Source organism: Agromyces sp. Soil535 (assembly GCF_001428255.1).
In the GTDB taxonomy this organism is placed as follows: Bacteria; Actinomycetota; Actinomycetes; order Actinomycetales; family Microbacteriaceae; genus Agromyces.
On the sequence record NZ_LMRW01000012.1, the window covers coordinates 38682 to 63333 of the forward strand.

Consider the following 24652-nt stretch of genomic DNA (forward strand, 5'->3'; position numbering starts at 1 on the left):
ATGCGCCTCACACAGCAGGAGGCCGACCCCATCGGCGGGATCACGGCCGCGCCGATCGTCGCGATCGCGGCGATCTTCGCATTCGCGGTCTCCATCGGACTGACGGTCGCACACTGGCACGAGGTCGGCTCGCCGCTCGCGGCGGTGCTCGGAATCGTCCTCGTGGGGGGAGCCGGACTCGTCGCCGCGACCTCCGCCGCGCCGTCGCACGCGCCATTCACCGTCGACCGGCTGTGGCTCGTGGTCGCGCTCGCCGTGGGCGCCGCGATCGCCGAGTACGTGTCGACGATCGGCGCCAACCGCTACCTCTACGACGACTTCGGTTCCATCGTCATCGGCATGCTCATCCTCGCGGTCGCCCCGTATTGCACGTGGGTGTCCCTGTTGCTCGCCGGGGTCCTGGCCGCGGGGGTGCTCTCGATCCTCGTGGTGGGCTCGGCGGCTACGACCATGACCCCCGCCCCGATCGGCACGCTCATCGCCGTGAACTCCGCCGCGGTGCTCGCGCTGTCGGCGGCTGCCGCCGGGTACTCCTACGCGATCGTCGACGAGACGCTCGCGTGGCAGCGCGAGGCCAACCGGGCGGCCCTGCAACGCGACGCAGAGCTCCGCGCCGGCATCGCCCGCTCGGTGCAGCAGAGCCAGGTGTCGGTGCTCGGCCGGGAGGTGCTGCCCTTCCTCGCCGGGGTCATGACCGCCGATCGGATCTCGGTGGCCGACGCCGATCGGGCCCGCGAGCTCGCCGAGGCGTTGCGGCGGGCGCTGAAGGCGGGCATCGAGTCCACCTGGCTGGACGACCTGGCCGCGACGGTGCGGATGTCGCGCGGCATCCCCGTCGTGATCCATGATCCGACGGGTGGTGCGGCCGACCTCGCCGACGACCAGCGGTCGGCCCTCACCGCCCTGGTCTCGTGGCTCGGCGAGGCGAGCCGCTCCGCCGCGATCAGGGTCGACGTCGCCTCGGAGCCGCCCCGCCGCCGCATCGGCATCGTGACCGAGCACGGGGCCTCGCCGCCATCCCGTCGGGAGCTCGATCGCTTCGCCGCGGTGGCGCGCGCGGTCTCGATGGGCGCGGAAGTGGATGTGACGAGTGAGAATGTCAGTGTGGAGTTGACTCATGTCGCCGACTGAGGCGAGCACGCCGACCGTGCCGAACGAGCCCGCCGCAGGCTCGCAGGTGCGTCTCGCCCTGCTCGACGACCACGGGCTCATCGTCGACAGCCTCGCGACGTGGTTCGCCGACAATGCCCCCGACTTCTCGGTCGAGGTGCGAGCCACGACGTGGATGGACCTCATCCGGAACCCGCAGTTCCCCGTCGACCTCGTGCTGATGGATCTCCAGCTCGGCGACGGCGTCTCGATCGAGTCGCGCATTCGCGCCTGCCGGGCGGCGGGTGCGAAGGTGCTCGTCGTGAGCGCGCTCGACGACGAGGCGTCACGGGAGCGGTGCATCGCCGCGGGCGCCGCAGGATTCGTCTCGAAGACGCTCCCCGCCGAGGAACTCGTCGACCTCGCGCGCCGGGTGGCGCGCGGCGAACGGCTGCGACGAACCGCCCTGCCCGCGAGCCGGGCCGCGGATGCCGCGACGCCTCGATCCGCCGCCGACGCCGGCTCGGCGCACCTGAGTGCCGCCGAGGAACGTGCGCTGCGGCTGTACGCCCAGGGCCACAGCACGCACGAGGTCGCGCACCGCATGGACGTCGGGTACGAGACGGCGAAGACCTACCTGCGGCGCGTGCGCGAGAAGTACGCGCGCGCAGGCCGACCGGCCAGCCGCAAGGCCGAGCTGATCCGCCGGGCGGCGGAGGACGGGCTCCTCGAGTAGATGGCGAAGCTCTACTTCCGCTATGGGGCGATGAACTCCGGCAAGTCCACGGCGCTGCTCCAGGCGGCCTTCAACTACGAGGAACGCGGACACCAGGTGCTGCTCGCGAAGCCCGCCGTCGACACGAAGGGCGACCGCAGCATCGTGTCACGGCTCGGCGTGGTGCGCGAGGTCGACTTCACCGTCGGGCCCGACGCCGACGTCCTCGACCGCTTCCAGCACCATCGCACGCGCGTGATCGAGGAGCATGGCCGTGACGTGAGCTGCCTGCTCATCGACGAGGCGCAGTTCCTCACCTCCGACCAGGTCGACGACCTCCTGCGCATCGCCCTCATGGACGACGTCCCCGTGCTCGCCTACGGCATCCGCACCGACTTCCAGACCGTGGCGTTCCCCGGCAGCCGGCGCCTGCTCGAGATCGCGCACAGCCTCGAGGAGCTGAAGACGATCTGCCGTTGCGGGCGCAAGGCGATCTTCAACGCCCGGCGCATCGACGGCAGGTTCGTCTTCGACGGCGACCAGGTCGCGATCGACGGAGAAGACGTGACGTACGAGTCGCTGTGCGGCGTCTGCTATCTCGAGGAGAGCGGCGGAGTGCTGAACGGCCGCCACTGAACGGATGCCGCGAGCCTCGCCGCCGCCCGCTGACACGCGCCGTCCGAGGTGCGAGCATGGCTGCATGACCGTCGACGCGCCGCAACTGCCTCGCCGCGTCAACGGCGTCGACGCCGCCCGCGGACTGGCGCTCATCGGCATGTTCGTGGCGCACGTCTCGCCCGCGGCGGAGACCCTCGTGGCCGCAGAGCTCATCGCGATCGCCGACGAGCGGCCGCGACTGCTCTTCGCGCTCACCGCGGGCATCGGGCTCGGCTTCATCTCGGGCGGCACCCGGCCGATCACGGAGGGGCGGGGCGAGCTGCGACGGCAGATCGCGATCCGCGCCGTGATCCTGATCGCGCTCGGCATGCTCATCTGGGCCACGCTGAATCCGCTCGTCTTCATCATCCTCGACGTGTACGGCGTCGCCTTCCTCCTGATGCTTCCGCTCCTGTTCCTGCCGCCGGGGGTCGCCATCGGGCTCGGCGTCGGGATGCTCGCGGTCACTCCGGCGCTCGCCGAGCTCGGCGCTCGCACCGAGTTCGTCGCGGTCGTGCGGGAGACCCCGCTGAAGTTCGTCTCCGACTGGGTCGTCGGCGGGGCGTATCCGGTGATCGTCTGGGTGCCCGTGATGCTCATCGGACTCGCGCTCGCACGCACGGACCTTGGGTCTCCGAGGGTGGTCGGCGTCATCGCGCTCGTCGGCACCGCCGCGGCATCCGTGTTCCTCCCGATCGCGTCGCAGCTGCCCGCGCCCGAGACCGTGAGCACGGCTGCATGGGCGGTTCCGCTGCGGGCGTCGATCGAGGCGCTCGGCAACGTCGGCGTCTGCGCCCTCCTGGTGGCGATGATGCTCGCGCTCACCGCGCTCGCGCGTCGGTCGGTGCGCAGGGTCGCCACGACGATCCTGTCGCCGGTCATCGCGATGGGGGCGATGCCGCTCAGCATCTACACGATCCACCTCGTGGTGATCTCGCTCGCGATCCGCGAGGAGGACGGCGTCGTCACCGACGACTCCTGGGCGTTGGTCATCGGGCTGGTCGCGGGTTCGATGGTCTTCGCCTGGCTGTGGCGACGGTATCTCGGCCGCGGGCCGCTGGAGCGTGCACTGCGATGGGCGAGCGGCCGCGATCGAGCGGATGCCGCGCCGGCGACCTCCGGATGACCCGGTCGTGCGCCAATTCTCCCCATTTCGGGGGGGACTTCTCGTTCGGTCCTCTCACGTGGGGACCCAATCGGAGTAGCGTGACCCATGGCCCATCGCCCGACCGATGGGGTACTCGGCCCGCCATCCCGAGAAGCGGGCCGCTCGCGGAGGTGTGTTCATGACCTTGACACGTCAATCGTCGACCGACACGCCGGCGGCGGTCGTGGCGACGTGGCAACGCGCGTACGCCCAGCGCCTGCTGATCACCGACCTGATCGTCATCGCGGTCTCGGTGTACGGCTCGCAGTTCATCCGCTTCGGCACGAGCGGGTCGGTGCTGCGCATCCCCGGCGACCGGGGCGACGTGTTCGAGCTCAGCTATGCGCTGGTGTCCGCGATCCTCGTCGCGGGCTGGATCTGCGCACTCGCGCTCTTCGCGACCCGCGACCGTACGATCATCGGCGCGGGCACGACCGAGTACAAGCGCATCGCCGATGCCACGATCCGCGTGTTCGCCCTGCTCGCGATCGCGGCCTTCCTGCTGCAGTCCGAGGTCGGTCGTGGGTACCTCCTCGTGGCACTCCCGCTCGGGCTCACGCTGCTGCTCGTCTCGCGCTGGATGTGGCGCAAGTGGCTCATGCGGCGGCGCGCGTCGGGCGGATACTCGCACCGTGCGATCCTCATGGGCGAGCGCCAGAAGTCGGTGCACGTAGCCCAGCAGATGGTGCGCGACGGTTCGTCGGGCATCGTCATCGTCGGAGCCATCACCGAACGCGGCATCGGCGACCAGGAGCTCGCACCCGGGATCCCGGTCCTCGGCGACTACGCGAGCCTCGCCCGGGTGCTCGACGGCGCGCGCGCCGACACGGTGGTCTTCACCGGCGCGGACACGATCGACCCCCGGGGGATGCGAGAGCTCGGCTGGGAGCTCGAGGCCACGTCGACCAACCTCATCGTCGCCCCGGCGCTCACGGATGTCGCGGGCCCGCGCATCCACGCCCGCCCGGTCGCCGGGCTTCCGCTCATCCAGGTCGACTATCCCGAGTTCGAGGGCCGCAAGTACGCTGCGAAGCGCGCGTTCGACCTGGTCGTCGCGTTCCTCGCACTCGTGGTGCTGAGCCCGCTGCTCCTCGTGATCGCCGTGCTCGTGCGCCGTGACAGCCCAGGGCCGGCGCTGTACCACCAGGAGCGGGTGGGCCTCAACGGCGAGCGTTTCCGCATGCTGAAGTTCCGTTCGATGGTCGTCGACGCCGAGTCGCAGCTGCACACCCTGCTCGACCGCACCGACGGCAACGGCGTGCTCTTCAAGCTGAAGTCCGACCCGCGCGTCACCAAGGTCGGTGCGGTGCTCCGGCGCTACAGCCTCGATGAGCTCCCGCAGCTCTTCAACGTGCTGAACGGCGACATGTCGCTCGTCGGCCCCCGCCCTCCGCTCGCGGCGGAGGCCGAGCGGTACGACGAATGGACGCGACGACGCCTGCTCGTGCGACCCGGCATCACGGGTCTCTGGCAGACCCAGGGCCGCTCGGACCTCTCATGGGAGGACAGCGTGCGCCTCGACCTCTACTACGTGGAGAACTGGTCGCTGACGGGCGACATCATCATCCTGTACCGCACCATCCGCTCGGTCGCCCGGGCCGACGGCGCCTACTGATGGTCGCGCGATCCGCGGCGCCGCGGCGCCCCCACCCCTTTGATCACAGGACGATCGCGATCGAGTCGGCCCCAGCCGCCCCCGTCTATGCTTGGGCCTTGTGACGCAGCCCGACATCGCCGAACTACGCGAAGACACCGCACCGCAGACGGCCCCCCGCGAGAAGCGCCGCCGTCGGTGGATCGTGCACGTGGTCCTCTGGCCGCTCCTCGCGCTGCTGATCGTCGGCGGCGGATTCGCCGCGTGGTCGCTGTACTCCGACGCGACGTCGGTGCGCGACGACCTCGAAGACGCCCGGGCAGCGGTGCAGGAGTTCCAGTCGGCCGCCGCCGAGCGCCGGCTCGCGGACCTCCCGGCGATCGCGGAGCGGCTCGAGGCATCCGCGCAGGCCGCCGTCGAGCCGACCTCGCAGCCGCTCTGGCGGATGGGCGAGGTCATTCCGGTCGTGGGCGAGAACTTCCGTGCCGTGCGTGTCATCGCCGAGGGAGTGGACGACATTTCGACCGAGGTCGTGACGCCGGCCTCCTCGCTGCTCGGCACCTTCACCTTCGCGCGCGACCCCGCGACCGGCGGCTTCGACGTCGCACCGCTCCGCCAGGCCACGGAGATCGCCACGAACGCCGATCGCGTGATCACCGAGCTCCACGAGCAGGTGCGATCCATCGACACGGATGCCACGATCGGCCAGGTCGGCGGAGCGGTCGACCAGTTCGACGAGCTGCTTGCGAAGGCGGAGGAGACGATCCCGCCCATGAACGCGGCTCTTGCCGGCATCAGCTCGCTCCTCGGCATGGACGGTCAGAAGGACGTCGTGCTCGCGTTCCTGAACAATGCCGAGGCCATGCCACTCGGTGGCGGCCCAGCTTCGCAGACGCTCCTGAGCGTCGAGAACGGGACAGTGCAGATCACTCGCCAGGTATCGAGCGGCGACTTCCCGACCGCGATCCCCGTGAACGTCCCAGTCGACGACAGCGCGATCCAGCTCTACGACTCGCTGTTGGTCGACGCCTCGAATGCGGCGACGAGCCGCCCCGACTTCCCCACGGCGGGCAAGATCATCGCCGCTCACTGGGAGCGTGCGTTCGGCATCACACCCGACGTCGTCGTCTCCATCGACCCGATAGGGCTGTCTCGACTGCTCAAGGTCACGGGTCCTGTCTCGATGCCCGATGGCGAGCAGATCACCAGTGAGAACGCCGTCTCCAAGCTCCTCAACGAGGCGTACTTCCGGTTCCCGTATGGAGAAGGCTCCGACGAGTACTTCGCCACCGCAGCATCCGCCATCTTCGATCGCATCATGTCGGTCGACTACGATGTGTGGGCCATGGCCCAGGCGCTCACCGACACCGCGACAAAAGGCTCGCTCATGATGTGGAGCGCCGACCCGGCCACTCAGGCGATGTTCGACGGGACGCGTCTGCAGGGCACGCTTCCGAAGGGCAACGAGGAGGCCACCGTCGTCGGTGTCTACTTCCGCGACCGGTCGACATCGAAGATCGACTACTACCTCAACACTGCGGCGACGGTCACGACGAACACGTGCACGCCGAGCGCTCCGACCTACACCGTCGAGGTACGCCTCGATCTCGACATCCCGCCGGATCTCAAGCTCCCCGCCTACATCGTCAGCAGTGAGTACGACTTCTACCGCACCGAGGTCTTCCTGTACGGGCCCGCCGGGGCGAGCCTCACCTCGGCGGAGGTCCCCGAGGCGGGACTCCAGACGGTGCCCGGGGCTTCGGTCGTCGATCTCAGCCGCCCAGCCCAGAAGTTCGTCGTCGACCTCGTCAACGGGCAGTCCGCCGTCGTGCGCGCGACCTTCACGGGGGCACCCGGCACTGCAGGACCGACCGAGGTGCGCACGACACCCATGATCCGGAGCACTGAGGTCACCGTCTCGGAAGCCGAGTGCGGCTGACTCCGTGCGATGGCGTAGGACTCCTCGCTGTCGCGAGCGCCGTCACACTGGCGCGAGCGACCAACGCCGGGGATCGTCGTGATGCCGGTGCGACAGAATGGACTCGGCGCCGTCCGCGCCGCCGGAAGGAGACCGCATGCGCATCTCGGTGATCGGCTGCGGGTACCTCGGTGCCGTGCACGCCGCGGCCATGGCCGAGCTCGGCCACCAGGTCGTCGGCGTGGACGTCGACGAGCGCAAGATCGCTGCGCTCGCCGCCGGGCATCCGCCGTTCTTCGAGCCGGGGCTGCCCGAGATCCTGACGTCGGCCACCGCGACCGGTCGGCTGCGGTTCAGCACAGACATCGCGGATGCCGCGGGCTCCGAGGTGCACTTCCTCGCCGTCGGCACTCCACAGGCCGCCGGCACCAATGCGGCCGACCTGCGCTACGTCGACGCGGCCTTCGACGGCCTGCTGCCGCACCTGGCCGACGGAGCCCTCGTCGTGGGCAAGAGCACTGTGCCCGTGGGTACGGCCGCGCGGCTCGGCGCGCGCCTCGCCGACGCCGCGCCGCAGGCGAGCCTCGCCTGGAACCCCGAGTTCCTGCGGGAGGGATTCGCAGTCAAGGACACGCTGGAGCCCGACCGGCTCGTGTACGGCGTCGGCGACGAGCATGCGGCATCCGTGCTCGATCACGTGTACCGGGCCGCCATCGAGGCAGGCACCCCGCGGATCGTGACCGACTACGCCACGGCCGAGCTCGTGAAGGTGGCCGCGAACGCGTTCCTCGCCACCAAGATCAGCTTCATCAACGCCATGTCCGAGGTCGCCGACGCCACGGGCGCGGACGTGACGGCCCTCGCCGACGCCATCGGGCACGACGCCCGGATCGGTCGCCGGTTCCTGAACGCCGGCGTGGGGTTCGGCGGCGGCTGCCTGCCGAAGGACATCCGCGCCTTCACGGCACGTGCAGAGGAGCTCGGGCGGGGCGATTCGCTCGCCTTCCTCAAGGAGGTGGACGCGATCAACCTGCGGCAGCGCCAACGGGTCGTGGACCTCGCCGTCGAGGCGCTCGGCGGTTCGGTGTTCCGCAAGCGGATCGCGGTGCTCGGCGTCACCTTCAAGCCCGACTCCGACGATGTACGCGATTCGCCCGCGCTCGACGTCGCCGTGCAGCTCACGGGCCTCGGCGCCGACGTCGTGGCGACCGACCCGGAGGGCATCGAGAACGCCCGCGCGCGGCATCCGCAGCTCGACTACACGACCTCGACGCGCGAGGCGCTGTCGGGCGCCGACCTCGTGGTACTCGTCACCGAATGGCGCGAGTACCGGGCCCTCGACCCGGTGGAGACCGGCCGGCTCGTCGCCGGGCGTCGCATCATCGACGGACGCAACGTGCTCGACCTCGGCGCCTGGCGAGCGGCCGGATGGCAGGTCCGCGGACTCGGCCGGCCCTGACCATGCCACGGCCGATCGAGCGGTACGCCGTCATCGGCGACTGCCGCACGGCCGCGCTGGTCGGCGACGACGGCTCGATCGACTGGCTCTGCATGCCGCGCTTCGACTCGGCTTCCGTCTTCGGGGCCATGCTGGGCGACGCCGACCACGGTCGATGGAGCCTCAGGCCGGCGGATGCCGCGGCCACCGCGTCGCGGTCGTACGCCAAGGACACGTTCACCCTCGTGACGCGCTGGACGACGAGCGACGGCGAGGTCGAGGTGACCGACCTCATGCCGATGGGCGACGGCTCCGACCTCCGCAGCGACGTCATCCGCCGGGTCCGCGGCATCCGGGGCCGCGTGCGCATGGAGCAGGAGCTGCGCGTGCGCTTCGACTACGCCGCCGCGATGCCGTGGATGCGACAGGTCGGCACGCCGGATGCCCCAGCCCTGCTCGCCGTGGCCGGACCCGACGCGCTCGTGATTCGCGGCCCGCGCCTCACGGCGAGCCACATGGCCCATCACGGTGGGTTCGACGTCGGCGAGGGCGCGACGCTCGACCTGCAGCTCTCCTGGTTCCCCGGGTACCGCACGGTGCCCGAGCCGCTCGACGTCGACGCGTGCATCGCCCGCACCGCGGCGTGGTGGCGGTCGTGGGTGCGGGCGTGCGTCGAGCCCGGCGCCTACGACGGGGCCGTGCGCCGCTCGCTCCTCGTGCTGCGCCTGCTCACGCACGAGGACACGGGCGGCATCGTCGCGGCCGCGACCACCAGCCTGCCGGAGGACTTCGGCGGATCCCGCAACTGGGACTACCGCTACGTGTGGCTCCGCGACGCTGCGCTCACGCTCGAGGCACTCCTGCACCACGGGTACACGCACGAGGCGCAGGCGTGGCGGCAGTGGCTGCTCCGCGCGATCGCGGGCGACCCGGCGGACGTGCAGATCATGTACGGGCTCGCCGGCGAGCGACGCCTGCCCGAATGGGCGTCGGACACGCTGCCGGGCTACGACGGGAGCGGCCCGGTGCGGATCGGCAACGCGGCATCCGAGCAATACCAGGCCGACATCTTCGGCGAGGTCCTGATCGCGTTCGACGCGGCCCGGCACGCGGGGATCGACGACGACGACTTCTCCTGGTCGCTGCAGTGCTCCCTGCTCAGGGAGGTGGAACGGCACCTCGATCGGCCCGACTCGGGCATCTGGGAGATCCGCGGCGACGATCGGCGCTTCACGCACTCGCGGGCGATGCTCTGGGCGGCCTTCGACCGGGCGATCTGCGCGGTCGAGTTCGACGGTCGCGAGGGGCCCGTCGAGCGGTGGGGCGAGATCCGCGCCGAGCTCGCCGAACACATCGAGCGGGGCGGCTTCGACACCGCACTCGGCAGTTACGTGCAGTTCGAGGGCACCACCGAGGTGGACGCCGCGCTGCTGCAGCTCGCTCAGGTCGGGTACGTCGCCTACGACGACCCGCGGATGCTGGGCACTGTCGCTCGCATCGAGGAGACGCTCATCCGCAACGGGCTCGTGTGCCGCTACCGCACCGAGGCCGGGATCGACGGCGTACCCGGCGATGAGAACGCGTTCCTCGCCTGCTCCTTCTGGCTGGTCGAGCAGTATGCGCACTCGGGGCGGCTCGAGGACGCCACGGCGCTCATGGACCGGCTGCTCGACGGGCGCAGCGACCTCGGCCTCCTCGCCGAGCAGGTCGAGCCGCGCACCGGGCGCCACGCGGGCAACACACCCCAGGCGATCTCGCACCTCGCCCTCGTGCGCGCCGCCGACGCGATCGCGGACGCACGCGGCATCGCCGCGCCGGGGGCCGGCGCGAGCGTCGCGAGGAGTTCGCGCGGGTGACCCGAGAGGCCGCGACGGCACACTGGTCGCTCAGGATCGGGCGCGCTCGCCCGGCCGCGACTCCTCCGCAGCGCGAGCCAGGCGCCGACGCACGCTACGGGCGACGAGCACGGTCGCGATCGCGCCCACCGTCGCGCCTGCGGCGTTCGCGACGACGTCGCGGGGGTCCATCGTGCGGTCGGCGAGGAGGAATCGCTGCGCCAGTTCGGCGCCGGTGCTGATCGCCGCCCCGAGGAGGCCGGCGGTGACGATGCGGAGGGCAGCCGGCCAGCGATCGGTGGCGAGGGCCCAGAGCACCCCGAGCGGCAGGAAGAGCGCCGCGTTGCCGAGGAACTCGATCACCGGGTAGCTCGCCCACGACGGGATGCCGAACCGTCCGAGCAGGTGGAGGAGGGGCCCGAAGCGGAACAGCCCGCCTTGCCCGTCGACGTGCACAGGCCAGAACAGCACGATGGCGAGCGCCGCGGCGTAGAGCGCGGCGCCGGCGGCCAGCCACCGCCGCCCTTGGGGACTCGCCGTGACGGATGCCTCAGCGACCACGCCGCGGTCGCCCCCCGTGCATCCCCGAGCGCCCTGCGCGATCGGATGGAGTCATCCGGTCAGCGTAGCCCACGGGGATTTCGCTCACGTGTCCCACCGTGTCACAGCCGTCTTCGGACTTGCCAGGCCCGAAGACGGGGGACGGCCCGGTTGCAGATGTCGCGAGATCGTAATGCGGACTTAACGGCTTCGGGATAGCGTCGAACTGTCGCATCAGGGGGAAGCGAGCGATCGCGCACGCGCGCCCCCGCGTCTGGCCGCGAGTTGTCGGACGTGCACCGGAAACGATCATCACGACCGGAGGACGCACATGACCGACCGAATCTCACGACGAACACTGCTGTCCTCCGCCGCCTTCATCGTCCCGACCTTCCTCGCCCCGAAGGTGCCGTCCGACCCGGCGTATCCCCGGTTCGGGGGGTCGGCCTCCACGACGGGCGCGGCCAGGGCCGTCGTCGCCACCGTGCGCTCGTACGGGCCGAACGGCACCCACTGGCCCGCCAACACTCCGCAGCTGGGCTCGACCTTCGGCCGTGTCATCGACGTGGCGTGCGATTGGACGTCCATCGGCAAGGCGATCGCCGCCGTCACGGACGCCGAGATCGAGAAGGGCGTGCACGTCCGAATCGCACCCGGCACGCTGCCGGGGTACGGAGCGTCGTCGGGCTCGGCGGCCGCGCTCAAGGGCGTCGGTCGCGGCAGCGCCTCGAAGAACATCCTCGTGTCGCCGAAGCAGGGGTGGGGCTCCGTGACCGTCACGGAGTCGGCCCGGCTCATGGGGGTGAAAGGCGTGACCTTCGCTCGCATCAACGGCCGGTTCATCCTCCTCACCGACTGCTCCCGCACCTCGTGGGCGCACTCGAAGGTGTCGTACGGCTTCCGGATGACCGCGTCGAGCGGCGTCGTGAAGGAGTGCAACGCGTACGAGGTCGTGATGGCCGACGCGAAGATCGACATCAACGACCCGTTCGGCTTCGCTGCGGGCAGGGACTCGATGATCACCAAGTCCGTGTGGGAGGGATGCTATTGCGCACCCGTGTTCCGTCCGTCCGGGGCATCCGATCACATCGACACGCTCCAGATGTACGGCAACGGCGCGTACCGGGGCCTCACCGTCCGGGACTCGACGTTCTTCGGCGCCCTCAACAGCGCGCTGCAGCTCGGCGGCCCGAAGTCGCAGGACCCCGACCTGGGTACGCCGTTCATGACGCTCGACCATTCCATCCTCACCGCACAGGTCATCGCGATGCGCGTGCGGTACCCGGCTCCGCAGGGCGCGAACACGCCGACGATGGGCCAGGCCATCAACGGCAGTGGCGAGCCCGGGCAGCTGTTCGCCAAGGACTCCTACGTCTTCGGCTCGATGTACGACACCGAGTGGGGATCGGTGCAGAACAGCTTCACGTCGTACTACAAGGCGCCCGCCAACAACCCGGCGGCCTCGGGTGGCTGGCAGTACGACGCCTCGATGTCGTCGTGGGGGGCCGACCGGTTCGACCAGCTGACGCCGACTCCGACCGACGACTACCTCCGCCGCGTCTGGGCGTGACCGCCCAGGAGGACGAAGGCACGTCTGCGGTGCGTCCCGCCCGGAACGGCGATTCGGCGGACGGCATGGCGCGCTCCTCGCGATCAGCGGCGTGCGGGCGTTCGGTCGATGCTGGCGGGCGCGGCGTGGGCCTCTGCACCGACCTCGCGGTAGAAGTCGACGGTGCGCCGTGCGATCCCGGCCCAGTCGAGGTGTTCGAGCTGGGCGCGGTCCGGCCGGTCGGCTCGCGCCCACTCGACGACCCGGTCGAGCTCGGCGGGGTCGAACGCCCCCGGGAAGCAGCGCACCCAGTCGGCGCCGACGAGGTCCTGCAGTTCCCGCATCGCGCCGAGCGCGGGCACGACGACGGGACGATCGGCCGAGAGCGCGAGGATCGCCGATCCCGAGTTCTGGATCGCCCGGTACGGGAGCACCGCCACGTCGGCGGCGCGAAGCCACCCCGTGATCTCGTGGTCGGACTGGAAGGCCAGGTCGAGCACGATGCGCGGATCGTCGCCCGCCGCCGCCCGGATCTCGGCCGCCAGGGCCTCGGTCGCCGGCTTCCCTGCGACGGCGAGCACCACGTCGGCCCGGTCGGATGCCACGACGGTACGCACCAGGCCGGGGATGTTCTTGTACTCCCGGATCATGCCGACCGACACGAGGAGCGTCACCGCCGGGTCGATGCCACGGCTCAGGCGCGCGTCGGCACGCGTGGCGGAGAGGTCGTAGTCCGCGCGGTAGTGGCCATGGGGAGTGACCGTCGCGGGCACCCAGTTCAGTTCGGGGTACGCGGCGCGCGCCGCCTCGAGGCCGCCCTCGCTGAGGGAGAGCAACCCGTCGACCTCGTCGACGAGGAGCTGCCGGTGCATCGCACGGAGCGCGGGCGTGGCGCGCCGCTCGTGCGAGACGACGTTGTGGACGGTCCAGACGAGCTTCGTGCCGCCGCGGAGTCGCGCGACGGCGAGGCCTGCGCGGAACAGGTGCATCCGGGCGAGCACCCGCCACGAGCGCCCGGTGAGGAACGTCAGCTCGGGCCAGTGCAGGTGCACGATGTCGATGCGCCGCGTGAAGAGGCGCACGTAGGACAGGTCGCGCACGCGGCATCCCTCGGCCGCGATCGTCGTGTACAGGCGTGCGTTGTAGGGGTTCGCGTGGGCGGTGCGGAACGCCGGCTCGGCCTCGACGACCAGGGGGCGCGACGCGGCGCTCATGTCGACGCCTTCGGTCGCTCGCCGATGACCTTCGCCGGCACCCCGCCGACGATGGCGTGCTCGGGAACGTCCTTCGTCACGACGGCACCGGCCGCGACGACCGCACCCGCGCCGATCGTGACCCCGGCGAGGATGACGACGTTGGCACCGAGCCAGGCGCCGTGACCGATGACGATGTCACGTTCCTCCTTGGGCTGGTCCATGATCGCCACGTCGCCCTGCACGATGCCGTAGTTCGAGGCCGTGAGCGTGACGTTCGGCGCGAACAGGCACTTCTCGCCGATGTCGATGCGGCCCGTGCTGTTCCCCGCCCAGATCACCGAGTGCTCGCCGATATGCGATCCGGCGCCGATCCGGATGCGCTCCGCGTTGCGGAACGAGACGTTCGGGGCCATCGACACGCCCTTCCCGAGGTCGAGCCGACGGACCTGGCGCACGTGCGAGTAACTCGAGAAGTGCGCGAGGCGGAACGCGTGCAGGTAGGTGCGCAGGTCGAGCACCGACCGCGCCGCACCGGACATGCGTGGCATCCCGCTCACACCGCCGTCGCCGGCTCGGACACGGTGAAGGACTCCGCGATCGACGCCATGATCGCATCGATGTCCGTCGAGGCCCGTGTGGTCACGGAGATCGTCAGTCTCGTCTGGTACGAACATGCAAGGCAGGCGATGTCGTCGAGGGGATCCCCGGCGGGCCACCCGGTCACCGTCTCGATGGGAGCGCCGCCGAAGTAGCGGCGTTGCCGGCCCCACGTCATGAACGTCGCGTAGCCGCTCCAGTCGCGGCTGCCGATGTCGCGGCGCGAGGTGTCGTCCACGGCGGCCTGCACCTGCGCCCGGACTGCAGGCACGAGTTCCTCGAGCGCCGCGGCGACCGGAACGCTCACCTTCACGACACTGATGTGGTTGCGCACATGCGCGTCGCCCCGCGTGCGCCGTGAGATCGGCACGAGCAGGGAGACGGTCTCGCGACTCCGATCGAGCTGCGCAGCGGCGTGCAGCGTCGCGGCGACCGTGAGGTCGTGGATGGTGCCGCCGAGACGGTACGCGAGCTTCATCGCGGGGGCGAGCTCCACCTCGAGGTACCGCGAATGACGGGGCACGAGGATGCGGTCTGCCTCGCCCGAGCGCTCGATGAGCGCATTCCTGGCCGGCCGGATGAGGCGACCGCCCCAGCGGCGCAGGCGGCGCACGAACGGCTTGCGCCGGTACTCGTGCCATGCACCCACGAGTCCGCCCTGCTGGCGCCACCAGGCGCGGCCGGCGATCGCGAGGATGCCGAACCCGGTGCGCGGGGGCTCGCCGACCGCCGCTCGGTGGTCGGCCGTCACCTCGGGAACGAGCGGCGAGGGATCGGTGCCAGCGACGACGTCGCCGATCCTCAGGCCGAAGAGCGCGTCGCCGATCACGTGGTGATAGCGCGCGACGACGGCGACCCGTCCTGAGTCGAGCTCGACCACGCGGAAGTCCCAGAGCGGCCGGGAGGGGTCCATCGGCCCGTTGAGGCGCCCGGTGAGGATCTCGACGCGCGCCGGGTCGTCCGCCTCGACGGCGGGGTGCAACGTGACGTGCCGGGCGATGTCCAGATCGGCCACCGGCACCCACGCGGGCGTCGTGACCCGCAGCGGCGTGGGAACGAGCCGCTGGCGCATGGCGGGCACGTGCCACGTGAGTGCCTCGAGTCGGGTCCTGATCCTGTCGAGGTCGACCGCGCCGTCGGATCCGCGCAACGGGCCGCCGTCGAGGATGAGCGCTGCCGCGCCGACCATCGCCTCGAACGCGATGGCGTTCGCCACGTACTTCTCGTCGAGCGTGCGGATGAGTTCGGCCTTGGCCTCGGGTCGGTTCATCGCTTGCTCCCGGTGTCTCGATCGACCTGGGCGTCGACCGTGGTCGGCGCGGGCGGATGCTCGTCGATGAACGTCGTTCCCCGCAGTCGCATGCGCGCGCCGGCGAGGAACCCGCGACGGATGCCGCGGAGCATCGCCCGGTCGGCGCCGCCCTTGCGGGCATCCCGCGCGTGGCGGATGGCGCGGCCCGAGCTGCGCTTCAGGAGCACCGCGAGCATCGCGAGCCCCACGCCCGGCCGAAGCCGCACGAGCTTGTTCGCGAGGGCGCCGAGCCCGAGCCCGTAGCCCGCGTGGAGCTCGATGTACGAGTCGCCCTCGCGGGTGTTCATGTGGTGGATGACGCATGCGGGGTCGTGCACGATCGCGTGGCCCGCATCGAGGATGCGGCAGAACATGTCGAGGTCCTCGGCGCCGGCGAGCTCGCGGCCGGCGCCGAGCACGGGATCGAACCCGCCGAGCTCGAGCACGAGCGAGCGGCGGAACGCCATCACCGCGCCGTGTCCCGCATCGAGGCCGTCGAGCGTGCGCGTGTAGCGTCGTGTCGGCGCCGGGGCGGCGTCGTGGTCGACGAGGGTATGGTCGAGCATGCGGCCGGTGACGGCGCCCACCGTCGGATCGGCGAACCGCTCCAGCACCGGGTCGATCCAGCCTTCGACGGCCACGCAGTCGTCGTCCGTGAACAGCACGAGCGGGCGGTCGCTCGTGCGAAGTCCGAGGTCGCGTGCGATGGACAGTCCGCGGATGTCACTGCGAACGTATGCGGCGCCCGCCTCGCTCGCCACGTCGCGCGTCGCCCATGAGTCCGACGCCGAGTCGACGACGAGCACCTCGACGTCGTCGGGCACCGCCCGGGAGATCGAGTCCAGGGCGGAGGCCAGCATCGTCGCCCGGTTGCGGGTGCACACGATGACCGCGAGTTCACGAGACGCCGGCACGCACCCCTCCCTTCGGTGCAACAGCCGGCACGCCGCCGTAGGCCGCGATGAGGCTCCGTGCTGCGGAGGCCCAGCTGAGTTCGGGAGCGTGGTCCATCGCCGCGGTGCGGAGGCGTGCGAGGGTCTCGGGCTCGCGGACGAGCCGGTCGAGCTGCGCCGTCAGCGTCGCGACATCGCCGGGTTCGTGGAGCAGTCCGTGCACGTCGTGCTCGAGCAGCGCGCCGGCCGCGGTCGACACGAGCGGGACGCACCCGGACACCTGGGCCTCGTAGGTCACGAGCGCGCTGCCCTCCTCGATGCTCGGCAGGAGCAGCACGTCCGCGCGCCCGAGTTCGTCGATCGGGGAGCCCGTGACGCCGCGCAGCTCCACGCTCGGGTGAGCCAGCCGATCGGCGAGCACCGCGCGGTAGTCGTCGTCGACGGCTCCGAAGACGAGCAGGCGCCCGTCACGGCTCGCGGCGGATGCGAGCCATGCGTCGAGCGCGAAGTGGAGTCCCTTCCTGGGCTCCACCCGGCCGAGGAAGACCGCGGTGACCCCCGCACTGGTGGAGCCGGAGCGGATGACGGACGCGTCGGGCGTGCACCCGTACCGGTGACGGCGAAGGCGCGCCTGGTCGAACCCGCGCTCGAGGAACGTGAGCGCCACCGCATCCGAGGGGACGAGCAGGGCAGTGGCGCCGGCCCACTCCCGCTCCTCAGTGGCGAGGCGCCGCTGATCGACGGTGTGCGAGGCACCCGCGCGCGGCGTCAGGCCGAGGCGGGCGGACTCGCGGGCCACCACGTCGTAGGCGTTCGCCGTGTGCGTGTTCGGCACCTCGCGGAACGACGGGATGCCCTGCTCGGCCGCGGCGGCGATGGTGCGCATCGCGGCGAGCGGCCACACATGCGCGACGTCCGGGCGGCGGCGCCCGACCGCCCGGGCGGCAACCCGGTCATGCCATCGCAGCGCCCGGTCCCGCCCGAGCGCACGGTGGGGGAGGCGGCGTCCCGCGAGGGTCATCGACGTGGCGACCGACGCGAGGCCCGGCACGGGCCGTGCGATGCTCGCGGCCACGAGGTGCACGTCGTGGCCGGCGCGGACCAGTTCGTTGACGTGATTCCATGCGGTCCAGCCGATCCCGGGCGCGCCGATCGCGTGGGGGAAGCTGTACAGGATCGAGATCTGCTCGCCGCCCCTCGCCGATGCCGTCGAAGACATGAGGCCCCCCGTGACCCAGGAAGTGTGTCCCTCCCACCTTCGACGGGGAGGTCCCGGCGCACAACGCGATGCGGTCCTTCGACTCGCAGAGTTAACAGGCCCGCAACAGAATCCGTGTGCGGAGTTCATACGTCGACACCACTATGAACGTGACGGAGTGTTCCTCCTTCTCGCGATGGCGATGGCGCACCGGGACCGAGCGATCGGACGGGAGCGCTCGCCATGCGTCCGGCCCGGGGAGGTCGGCGGAACCGGAAGCAGGGGGACACGCCATGGAGACTCCGAAGTACCTCCAGACATTGTGGAGCTACAAGTGGTTGCTGGCCTTCGGCGTCGTCGTGGCGGCGATCGCGGCGTTCTTCGCCGGATTCACCGTCACGAACGGGCAGGTCGAGTCGCGGGCGGTGAAGTCGTATACGGCCGGCACGACGGTGCTGGTCACGAGCCCGAGCGACACGCTCTACCAGGCGCAGATCCCCGGCCGGCCGATCGAGGAGGGCGTGACCCCGGCCGAGCCGCTCGACCTGTCGGCCTCGGCCCAGATCTACGCGTACATCGTGTCGGGTGCTCGGATCCGGGACCACGTGGAGTCGGAGGTGGGCCAGCTCGACGAGGACACCGAGACGATCACCGCGATCCGGCGCACCACGCAGCCGGCCGGCGATGAGCGATTCCCCGGGTCGCTGAAGCTCCCCGTGCTCGAGGTCGTCGGCACGGCGTCGACCGAGGACCGTGCGGAGGAGATCTCCGCCGCGGCCACGACCGCGTTCCTCGGCTACGTCGAAGCCGAGCAGACCGAGCAGCAGATCCCGGCCGAGAACCGGGTGCAGCTCGAGGTGCTCACCGAGGGCAAGGCCGTCGAGGGTGAGACGAGCAACCCGGCGATCCCCATCGTGATCACGTTCTTCGCGGTGTTCCTCGCGTTCGTGGCGCTCGCGTTCGTGCTCGCGGCGTTCCGGTCGAGGCGCGCCGGCAAGCCGGGTGCGCAACGCGGGGCGCGCGGTGCGGCCGCGAGGTCGGATGCCGGGCCCGCCGATGCGGCCGCCTCAGGGGCCGTGGCCGCCGACGCGGCATCCGACGCCGGCGGGCAGCCAGACGAGCACGTGCTCGTCGGCGCCGGCACCCGGACGGACTGAGCGGCGTCATGACCGCCACCGACGCGGCGGGCGACGTCCGGACAACGCCCGTCTCGGCGGACTCGGACGCGCCCCGCCCACCCGCGTCGCAGCGACGGCGGGTGATCGTTGCGAGCGCCGTGCTCGCCGCGGTCTCACTCGCGGCCGTGGTGCTCCTGCCGCCGCTCGCCGCCTCCGGCGCCATGCTCCTGCTCGCGCTCCTCGTGATCCTGCGGCGTTTCGTCTTCACGTGGACCGCGATGATCATCGGACTCGCCGCCGTCATCATGTTCGTGCCGGCGCGCCGGTACGCCATCCCCATCCCACTCCCGTTCCAGCTGGAGCCGTATCGCCTGGTGCTCGCGATCGTGATCGTGGCGCTGGTCGTCGCGCTGATCCTGAAGCCCGACGTGCGCTGGCGCCCCGTGGCCTTCGGATGGCCCATCGGCATCCTCCTCGTCACCGTGCTCGTGTCGTTCGTGGTGAACGGCATGGAGCTCGCGAACAGGGGGCTCACCGGCACCGCGCTCGGCGGCATCGCGCAGCTGCTGCTCATGCTGTCGGTGTTCTTCTGCTTCCGGCAGCTCATGCGCGGCGAACGCGACGTGATGCTCCTCCTCACGTTCATCACGTGGGCGGGCGTCGTCGTCTCGTTCTTCGCCGTGATCGAGCGCCTGTCACGCGTGAACGTGTTCCTGATGCTCGGCGACGTGCTGCCGCTCACGTTGCTGCGCGAGGGCGGCGACGTCAGCCGCGCGGGCGTCGCGCGCGCATTCGGCTCGGCGCAGCATCCGATCGCCCTCGCCGTCGCGCTCTGCCTGCTGATCCCGCTCGCGATCCACCTCGCCAGGTACGCGACGTGGCCGTCGAACCCGATCAACCGCAGGCTGGTCTACGCCGGCGCGACGGTCATGCTCTTCGGTGGCGTGCTGTCCGCGATCTCGCGCACGGCCGTGGTGGTGCTCGGGGTGATGTTCCTCGTCACCCTGATCTTCCACCCGAGGGTGGCCGGCGTGCTGTTCGCGTTGGCGTTCCCCGTGGTGCTGTTGGCTGCGGTCGTGCTGCCGAACGTCTTCGAGTCCATGGTGCTCTCCTTCCTCGATATCGACTCCCTCGTCGCGTCGCAGTACACCTCAGCGGGCATGGGCGGAGCCGGACGACTCGCCGACCTCGAACCGGCGTTCCGCGAGGTCGCCCAGCAGCCGTTCTTCGGGAGCGGCTTCGGCAGCCGCATCGTGATCGGCGACGAGGCGAATGCGTTCATCCTCGACAACCAGTTCCTCGGCACCCTCCTCGAGACCGGCGCGCTCGGCGTGCTCGGCCTCGCGGTGTTCCTGCTCGTTCCGCCGATCATGCTGCTCAGGTTCGCGTTCGCGCAGGCGGCCGAACGCCGGCACGCGGCGCTCGCGCTCACGCTCGCCGTGGCGATCTCGGGCTACATCGCAGCGATCTTCTTCTACGACGCGTTCGGGTTCTTCCAGACGTTCTTCATCCTCTGCATGATGCTCGCGGCGGGCGCGTGGCTGATCACCGAGGCGCCGAGGCGACCGGCGGCGCCCGCGGCATCCGTCACCCCGGCCGCGCGGGCGGCACCCGAGTCCCCAGCGGAGGTGGCTTCGTGAGTCCCCGGATGTCGGTGGTGATCCCGGCGCACGACGAGGCGTCGGTGATCGGGCGCCTGCTCCACGGGCTCGTCGCCGATCCCCGGTCGGCAGAGCTCGAGATCGTCGTCGTCGCGAACGGATGCACAGACGGGACCGTATCCGTCGCGCGTTCGTTCGAGCCGGCGGTCGGCGTCGTGGTGATAGCGGAGGCGTCGAAGATCGCGGCGCTCGAGGCGGGCGACGCCGAGGTCACGACCTTCCCGCGCGCCTACGTCGACGCCGACGTCTCGGTGGATGTGCCTGCGCTCCTCGCGCTCGCAGACGCGCTGACCCGGCGCGACGGGCCCCTCGTGGCCTCCCCGCGCCTTGAGGTGGACACCGCAGACGCCTCATGGCCCGTACGCCAGCACTACCGGATCTGGGAGCTCTCGGACTACCGGGTGGCCGGCCACATCGGCTCGGGCGTGTACGCGATGTCGGCAGAGGGGCGCGCGCGCTTCGGTTCGTGGCCGCGGGTGATCGCCGACGACCGCTTCGTGCAGCAGCTGTTCCCGCCGTCCGAGCGTGAGACGCTGGCCGGCCATGCCTTCACCGTGCGAAGCGCCCGGACCGTCTCGGCGCACGTGCGCCGGTCGACGCGGATCGCGCGCGGCAACCTCGAACTGCCAGCCGAGCTGCAGCTGGCGACCGAGGAGCCGGCTCGGGCCCGGGCGGCGAGCCTCGCTCGCAGGGTCGCGCGGCGCCCCGACCTCTGGGTCGCGTTCGCCGTCTATTGCGTGACCGCCACGGTGCCGAAGCTCCTCGCACGGCGTCAGATGGCCGATCGGAGGGAGCCGGAGTGGGCACGCGACGAGACCAGCCGGGCGATCGCATGAGCACCCCCGCGACGGACCGCCTCGCGCACACCTCGTCGCGCGGCGTGTTCGTCACGATGGGCGGGTTCGGGGGCAAGACCCTCATCCAGGTCGCCTCCACCGTCGTGCTCGCGCGCCTGCTCACGCCGGCCGACTTCGGCCTCGTCGCCATGGTCACGGCGATCGTCGGCGTGGCCGACCTCGTGCGCGACTTCGGGCTCACCGGCGCGATCATCCAGGTGAAGAACCTCAGCGAACGCATGTGGATGAGCGTCATGTGGCTGTCGGTGGCGCTCGGCGTCGGCCTCATGGCCGTCATCGCGGCATCCGCACCGCTCATCGCGCTGCTCTACGACGAGGAGCGCCTGATCCCGCTCACCATCGTCATCGCACCGATCCTCCTCGTCAACGGCCTGTCCATGCCCATGCAGGCGCGGGTGCAGCGCGACCTGCGGTTCGGAACGCTCGCGAACATCGACGTCGTCTCCATGCTGTGCGGTGTCGGACTCGGCATCGCCACGGCCGCGCTCGGCTGGGGCGTGTGGTCGCTCGTCGTGATGTCGGGCGCCGGACAGCTCTACCGCCTCGTCGCCCTCTGGGTCGCGTCACGACCGAGGTTCGGACGCCCGCACATCTCGCGCGACGTGCTCCCGCTCGTGAGCACCGGCGGCAGCATCTTCGGGGTGCAATTGCTGAACTACGCGGCGAAGAACTTCGACAACGTCATCATCGGCCAGCAGCTCGGTCCGGCCGCGCTCGGCCAGTATTCGCGCGCCTACGCGCTCTACCTGCTGCCGATGCAGCAGCTGAACGGCACGCTCGGGCGCGTGGCCCTGCCTGTGCTCAGCAAGCTGCAGGACGACGGCGAGCGGTACCGGCGCTACGTGCGCGGAGCGCTCATGATCATCGGCTACCTCACCATCCCGGTGTACGCGGTCGCCGCGGCCGTGTCCTCGCCGCTCATCGCGATCCTGCTGGGGCCGGGATGGGAGCAGGCCGCGACCCTGTTCAGCCTGCTCGCCATCGCCGGCATCGCCCAGTCGATCGGCAGCGTGCTCGGCTGGCTCTACATCACGCTCGGCCGCGCGCACCGGCAGCTCGTCTACTACCTGGTCACGCGCCCGATGGTGATCGCCGGATACGTGCTCGGCATCTGGTGGGCGGGCGTCGAAGGGCTCGCGCTCGTCTACGGGCTGCTCACGCTCGCCCTGCTCGTGCCGGGGTTCTACTTCGCGACCGTCGGCACGTTCGTGCGCGTGGGCGACATCCTCAGACCCATCCTGCGGCCGGTCCTGCTGGCGCCGCTGTGCTACGGCGCAGCCGCCGCGGTACAGCTCGCCACGAACGGCCTGCCCGCCGTCGTGCAGCTGACGCTCGGCATGGCCGCGGGGGTCGTCCCGATGCTGCTGTGCCTCCTGATCCCCGCGTACCGACGCGACCTCGCGCAGATCATCGGGTTCGTGAAGCAGGTGCGGAGGCCATCCCCGGCCAAGGCGCCGGCCCCGACTCCCGCGGCGCCGGCGGGCTCCGGGCCCGAGGCGACCCCCGACCGGAAGGTGGAACCGTGACCCGAGCCCCACGTCGTCGCAGCCGATCCAACGGCCTTCCCATCGCCGTCGTCGCGCTGCTCGTCGGCGCCATGGCCTCGGGTTGCTCTGCCGCCGATGCGGCGCCCGACCTCAGCGGACTCGACACCCCGGCGGCGGCGCCTGCCGTCGAGACGCTCGGCATCCTGGGCGACTCCGTCTCGCTGGGGGTGAACGCCTGCGGAACGCAGGGGCAGTGCGCGGCCGCATCGTGGTCGGGCGGCACGGATCCGGCCGTCGGGTCCGTCGCCGAGCGGCTGGCCGCGGCATCCGGGGTCGAACCCGCCGTCGTCAACGCGGCGAAGGACGGCGGCGACGTCGGAGACGCCCTCGCCATGGTGCCCGAGCTCGTGCGGGCGCAGCCGCAGCTCGTCACGGTGCTCCTGGGGGGCAACGACGCGTGCGCGCCGAGCCTCGACGAGATGACGCCGGCGGCGGACTTCGAGGCGCGCGTGGCGGAGCTGTTCGGCCGGTTGGACGCCGAGGTGCCGGATGCGACGATCCTCGCCCTGTCGGTGCCCGACATCCACCACCTGTGGGAGGTCGGGCGCGGAAACGCGCGGGCCGTGCAGGCGTGGAACGGCAGCCCGTCGTGCAAGAACCTGCTGGGCTCGGCCGACGACGACTCCGCCGAGGCCACGGCGCGCCGCGACGCCGTGGCCGCACGCGTCGCCGAGTACAACGCGGCGATCGAACGCGCCTGCTCGGGCGTGGAGCACTGCATCGACGACGACGGCGCCCTCTACGCCTACGACTTCTCGGCCGAGGAGATCTCATCGATCGACTTCTTCCATCCGTCGATCGCGGGGCAACGGGCGATCGCCGGGATCGCCTGGGACGCACTCGAAGGGGGTTCGACATGACGACGATGCTGGTGGCCATCTCCGGAGGGCACCTCGCGCAACTCCACATGCTCGCACCGCGCATCGCGCGCGGCGAGGACGTCGTGTGGATGACCGACGACACCGCGCAGAGCAGGTCGCTCCTCGCAGGCGAGCGGGTCCACCACGTGCCCACGCGGCCCCCGCGTGACCTCCTCGGCGTGCTCCGGGACACGCGGGTCGCCCGCCGCATCTTCGCGGAGCACGACATCGACCACGTCGTGAGCTCGGGCGCGCAGGTCGCGTTGTCCGCGCTCATCCCCGCGCTCATGAGACGCGTGCCATTCAGCTACGTGGAGAGCGCCACCCGGGTCACCGAACTCTCCCTGACCGGCAAGGTCATCGACCGGATCCCGTCGGTGCGCCGCTGGGTGCAGTATCCGAGCGGCGTGCGCCAGCGCTGGGGCTACGCACTCTCGGTGTTCGACGGGTTCCGGGTGGAACCGGCCGGCGACGGCCCCATCACACGCGCAGTGGTCACCGTCGGCGGCAACGGCGAGTACGGATTCCGCCGGCTCATCGAGGCGGCCGGTCGCGCGCTGCCGGCCGAGGCGCACGTGCTCTGGCAGGTCGGCTCCACGGATGTCTCGGGCATCGACATCGAGGCGGTCGCCTCGGTGCCCTCCTCGGCCCTCTCCGCCGAGCTGGAGGCCGCGGACGTCGTCATCGGCCACGCCGGCACGGGCACTGCGCTCGCTGCGCTGGGCGCCGGCAAGGTGCCGCTGCTTGCGCCCCGCTCGGTGGATCACGGCGAGCACGTCGACTCCCACCAGGACGACCTCGCGGCGTTCCTCGCCGCGCGGGGCCTCGCCGTGGTGCGCCCTGCCGACGGGATCACGCGCGCCGACCTCCACGAGGCGTCGCGGTGGCGGGTCACGCGACGCGACGACCTCGAGCCCGTGTCGATCTGAGCCGTGCGAGCTGAGCCGAAGGC

Annotated in this window: 21 protein-coding genes; 15 read left to right on the forward strand and 6 right to left on the reverse strand. The window is 71.1% G+C overall.

All coding sequences use genetic code 11. The features are described from left to right. The 8 genes from ASG80_RS09560 (at position 1) to ASG80_RS09595 (ending at position 10414) form a co-directional block, all read left to right on the forward strand. Positions 1-1131 carry a hypothetical protein gene (locus ASG80_RS09560; protein WP_056729987.1) on the forward strand — a complete coding sequence of 377 codons (1131 nt, stop codon included), beginning with the start codon at positions 1-3 and terminating at the stop codon, positions 1129-1131. Next, the gene (locus ASG80_RS09565) at positions 1118-1825 is read left to right on the forward strand and encodes a response regulator transcription factor (protein WP_056729989.1); all 708 of its coding nucleotides are present in this window, start codon (positions 1118-1120) and stop codon (positions 1823-1825) included. The genes ASG80_RS09560 and ASG80_RS09565 overlap by 14 nt, the downstream gene beginning before the upstream one ends. Next, positions 1826-2440 carry a thymidine kinase gene (locus ASG80_RS09570; protein ID WP_056729991.1) on the forward strand — a complete coding sequence of 205 codons (615 nt, stop codon included), beginning with the start codon at positions 1826-1828 and terminating at the stop codon, positions 2438-2440. A gap of 64 nt (positions 2441-2504) precedes the next feature. Further along, positions 2505-3587 (forward strand): heparan-alpha-glucosaminide N-acetyltransferase domain-containing protein, encoded by a 1083-nt coding sequence (locus tag ASG80_RS09575; RefSeq protein WP_056729994.1) that lies wholly within the window; start codon positions 2505-2507, stop codon positions 3585-3587. 160 nt (positions 3588-3747) lie between these two features. After that, positions 3748-5223 (forward strand): sugar transferase, encoded by a 1476-nt coding sequence (locus ASG80_RS09580; RefSeq protein WP_056730873.1) that lies wholly within the window; start codon positions 3748-3750, stop codon positions 5221-5223. 100 nt (positions 5224-5323) lie between these two features. Beyond that, positions 5324-7141 (forward strand): DUF4012 domain-containing protein, encoded by a 1818-nt coding sequence (locus ASG80_RS09585; RefSeq protein WP_056729996.1) that lies wholly within the window; start codon positions 5324-5326, stop codon positions 7139-7141. Positions 7142-7277: 136 nt separating this feature from the next. Continuing rightward, positions 7278-8579 carry a UDP-glucose/GDP-mannose dehydrogenase family protein gene (locus ASG80_RS09590; RefSeq protein WP_056729999.1) on the forward strand — a complete coding sequence of 434 codons (1302 nt, stop codon included), beginning with the start codon at positions 7278-7280 and terminating at the stop codon, positions 8577-8579. Between the two features lie 2 nt (positions 8580-8581). Beyond that, positions 8582-10414 carry a glycoside hydrolase family 15 protein gene (locus ASG80_RS09595; protein WP_056730002.1) on the forward strand — a complete coding sequence of 611 codons (1833 nt, stop codon included), beginning with the start codon at positions 8582-8584 and terminating at the stop codon, positions 10412-10414. Positions 10415-10444: 30 nt separating this feature from the next. Here the strand turns inward: ASG80_RS09595 and ASG80_RS09600 are convergent, their stop codons facing one another. Further along, positions 10445-10954, reverse strand: a complete 510-nt coding sequence (locus tag ASG80_RS09600) for a VanZ family protein (RefSeq protein WP_056730004.1) — start codon at positions 10952-10954, stop codon at positions 10445-10447. A gap of 310 nt (positions 10955-11264) precedes the next feature. Between ASG80_RS09600 and ASG80_RS09605 the strand changes: the two genes are divergently transcribed. Further along, positions 11265-12503 (forward strand): hypothetical protein, encoded by a 1239-nt coding sequence (locus ASG80_RS09605; RefSeq protein WP_056730007.1) that lies wholly within the window; start codon positions 11265-11267, stop codon positions 12501-12503. An 83-nt stretch (positions 12504-12586) separates the two neighbouring features. On the opposite strand, the gene ASG80_RS09610 is transcribed toward ASG80_RS09605, so the two are convergent. From ASG80_RS09610 to ASG80_RS09630, 5 genes are read right to left on the reverse strand one after another with little or no spacing between them, the layout of a single operon-like run. Then, positions 12587-13696, reverse strand: coding sequence for a glycosyltransferase (locus ASG80_RS09610; protein ID WP_056730009.1), 1110 nt, complete (start codon positions 13694-13696; stop codon positions 12587-12589). Next, positions 13693-14226 carry a DapH/DapD/GlmU-related protein gene (locus ASG80_RS09615; RefSeq protein ID WP_200952541.1) on the reverse strand — a complete coding sequence of 178 codons (534 nt, stop codon included), beginning with the start codon at positions 14224-14226 and terminating at the stop codon, positions 13693-13695. The genes ASG80_RS09610 and ASG80_RS09615 overlap by 4 nt, the downstream gene beginning before the upstream one ends. A gap of 5 nt (positions 14227-14231) precedes the next feature. Continuing rightward, on the reverse strand, positions 14232-15545 hold the full coding sequence (locus ASG80_RS09620) for a wax ester/triacylglycerol synthase domain-containing protein (protein ID WP_056730013.1): 1314 nt from the start codon (positions 15543-15545) through the stop codon (positions 14232-14234). Continuing rightward, positions 15542-16480, reverse strand: a complete 939-nt coding sequence (locus ASG80_RS09625) for a glycosyltransferase family 2 protein (RefSeq protein WP_056730015.1) — start codon at positions 16478-16480, stop codon at positions 15542-15544. Before ASG80_RS09625 ends, ASG80_RS09620 begins: the two co-directional genes overlap by 4 nt. Then, positions 16464-17678 carry a glycosyltransferase family 4 protein gene (locus ASG80_RS09630; RefSeq protein ID WP_056730017.1) on the reverse strand — a complete coding sequence of 405 codons (1215 nt, stop codon included), beginning with the start codon at positions 17676-17678 and terminating at the stop codon, positions 16464-16466. Before ASG80_RS09630 ends, ASG80_RS09625 begins: the two co-directional genes overlap by 17 nt. 272 nt (positions 17679-17950) lie before the next feature. Here ASG80_RS09630 and ASG80_RS09635 point away from each other — a divergent pair, with 272 nt between their 5' ends. Genes ASG80_RS09635 through ASG80_RS09660 form a run of 6 tightly spaced genes read left to right on the forward strand, consistent with a single transcriptional unit; the run spans position 17951 to position 24629 of the window. Next, a complete protein-coding gene (locus ASG80_RS09635) occupies positions 17951-18814 on the forward strand; it encodes a hypothetical protein (protein WP_056730018.1) in 864 nt (287 codons plus the stop codon). Between the two features lie 8 nt (positions 18815-18822). Then, positions 18823-20415 carry an O-antigen ligase gene (locus ASG80_RS09640; protein ID WP_056730020.1) on the forward strand — a complete coding sequence of 531 codons (1593 nt, stop codon included), beginning with the start codon at positions 18823-18825 and terminating at the stop codon, positions 20413-20415. After that, positions 20412-21272: a glycosyltransferase gene (locus tag ASG80_RS09645; protein WP_156401758.1), complete on the forward strand. Its 861-nt coding sequence runs from the start codon at positions 20412-20414 to the stop codon at positions 21270-21272. Before ASG80_RS09640 ends, ASG80_RS09645 begins: the two co-directional genes overlap by 4 nt. Next, entirely contained in the window at positions 21269-22819 is a 1551-nt protein-coding gene (locus ASG80_RS09650; RefSeq protein WP_156401760.1) for a lipopolysaccharide biosynthesis protein, read from the forward strand. The genes ASG80_RS09645 and ASG80_RS09650 overlap by 4 nt, the downstream gene beginning before the upstream one ends. Beyond that, positions 22816-23700, forward strand: a complete 885-nt coding sequence (locus tag ASG80_RS23920; RefSeq protein WP_056730026.1) for a GDSL-type esterase/lipase family protein — start codon at positions 22816-22818, stop codon at positions 23698-23700. The genes ASG80_RS09650 and ASG80_RS23920 overlap by 4 nt, the downstream gene beginning before the upstream one ends. After that, positions 23697-24629: a glycosyltransferase gene (locus ASG80_RS09660; protein ID WP_056730028.1), complete on the forward strand. Its 933-nt coding sequence runs from the start codon at positions 23697-23699 to the stop codon at positions 24627-24629. Before ASG80_RS23920 ends, ASG80_RS09660 begins: the two co-directional genes overlap by 4 nt. Positions 24630-24652: the final 23 nt, after the last annotated feature.

Excerpts from the sequence above, each read along its gene's own strand:
- ASG80_RS09560 (WP_056729987.1), top strand. The coding sequence starts at position 1 with ATGCGCCTCACACAGCAGGAGGCCGACCCCATCGGCGGGATCACGGCC.
- ASG80_RS09565 (WP_056729989.1), top strand. The coding sequence starts at position 1,118 with ATGTCGCCGACTGAGGCGAGCACGCCGACCGTGCCGAACGAGCCCGCC.
- ASG80_RS09570 (WP_056729991.1), top strand. The coding sequence starts at position 1,826 with ATGGCGAAGCTCTACTTCCGCTATGGGGCGATGAACTCCGGCAAGTCC.
- ASG80_RS09575 (WP_056729994.1), top strand. The coding sequence starts at position 2,505 with ATGACCGTCGACGCGCCGCAACTGCCTCGCCGCGTCAACGGCGTCGAC.
- ASG80_RS09580 (WP_056730873.1), top strand. The coding sequence starts at position 3,748 with ATGACCTTGACACGTCAATCGTCGACCGACACGCCGGCGGCGGTCGTG.
- ASG80_RS09590 (WP_056729999.1), top strand. The coding sequence starts at position 7,278 with ATGCGCATCTCGGTGATCGGCTGCGGGTACCTCGGTGCCGTGCACGCC.
- ASG80_RS09595 (WP_056730002.1), top strand. The coding sequence starts at position 8,582 with ATGCCACGGCCGATCGAGCGGTACGCCGTCATCGGCGACTGCCGCACG.
- ASG80_RS09605 (WP_056730007.1), top strand. The coding sequence starts at position 11,265 with ATGACCGACCGAATCTCACGACGAACACTGCTGTCCTCCGCCGCCTTC.
- ASG80_RS09610 (WP_056730009.1), bottom strand. The coding sequence starts at position 13,696 with ATGAGCGCCGCGTCGCGCCCCCTGGTCGTCGAGGCCGAGCCGGCGTTC.
- ASG80_RS09615 (WP_200952541.1), bottom strand. The coding sequence starts at position 14,226 with ATGCCACGCATGTCCGGTGCGGCGCGGTCGGTGCTCGACCTGCGCACC.
- ASG80_RS09620 (WP_056730013.1), bottom strand. The coding sequence starts at position 15,545 with ATGAACCGACCCGAGGCCAAGGCCGAACTCATCCGCACGCTCGACGAG.
- ASG80_RS09630 (WP_056730017.1), bottom strand. The coding sequence starts at position 17,678 with ATGTCTTCGACGGCATCGGCGAGGGGCGGCGAGCAGATCTCGATCCTG.
- ASG80_RS09635 (WP_056730018.1), top strand. The coding sequence starts at position 17,951 with ATGGAGACTCCGAAGTACCTCCAGACATTGTGGAGCTACAAGTGGTTG.
- ASG80_RS09640 (WP_056730020.1), top strand. The coding sequence starts at position 18,823 with ATGACCGCCACCGACGCGGCGGGCGACGTCCGGACAACGCCCGTCTCG.
- ASG80_RS09650 (WP_156401760.1), top strand. The coding sequence starts at position 21,269 with ATGAGCACCCCCGCGACGGACCGCCTCGCGCACACCTCGTCGCGCGGC.
- ASG80_RS09660 (WP_056730028.1), top strand. The coding sequence starts at position 23,697 with ATGACGACGATGCTGGTGGCCATCTCCGGAGGGCACCTCGCGCAACTC.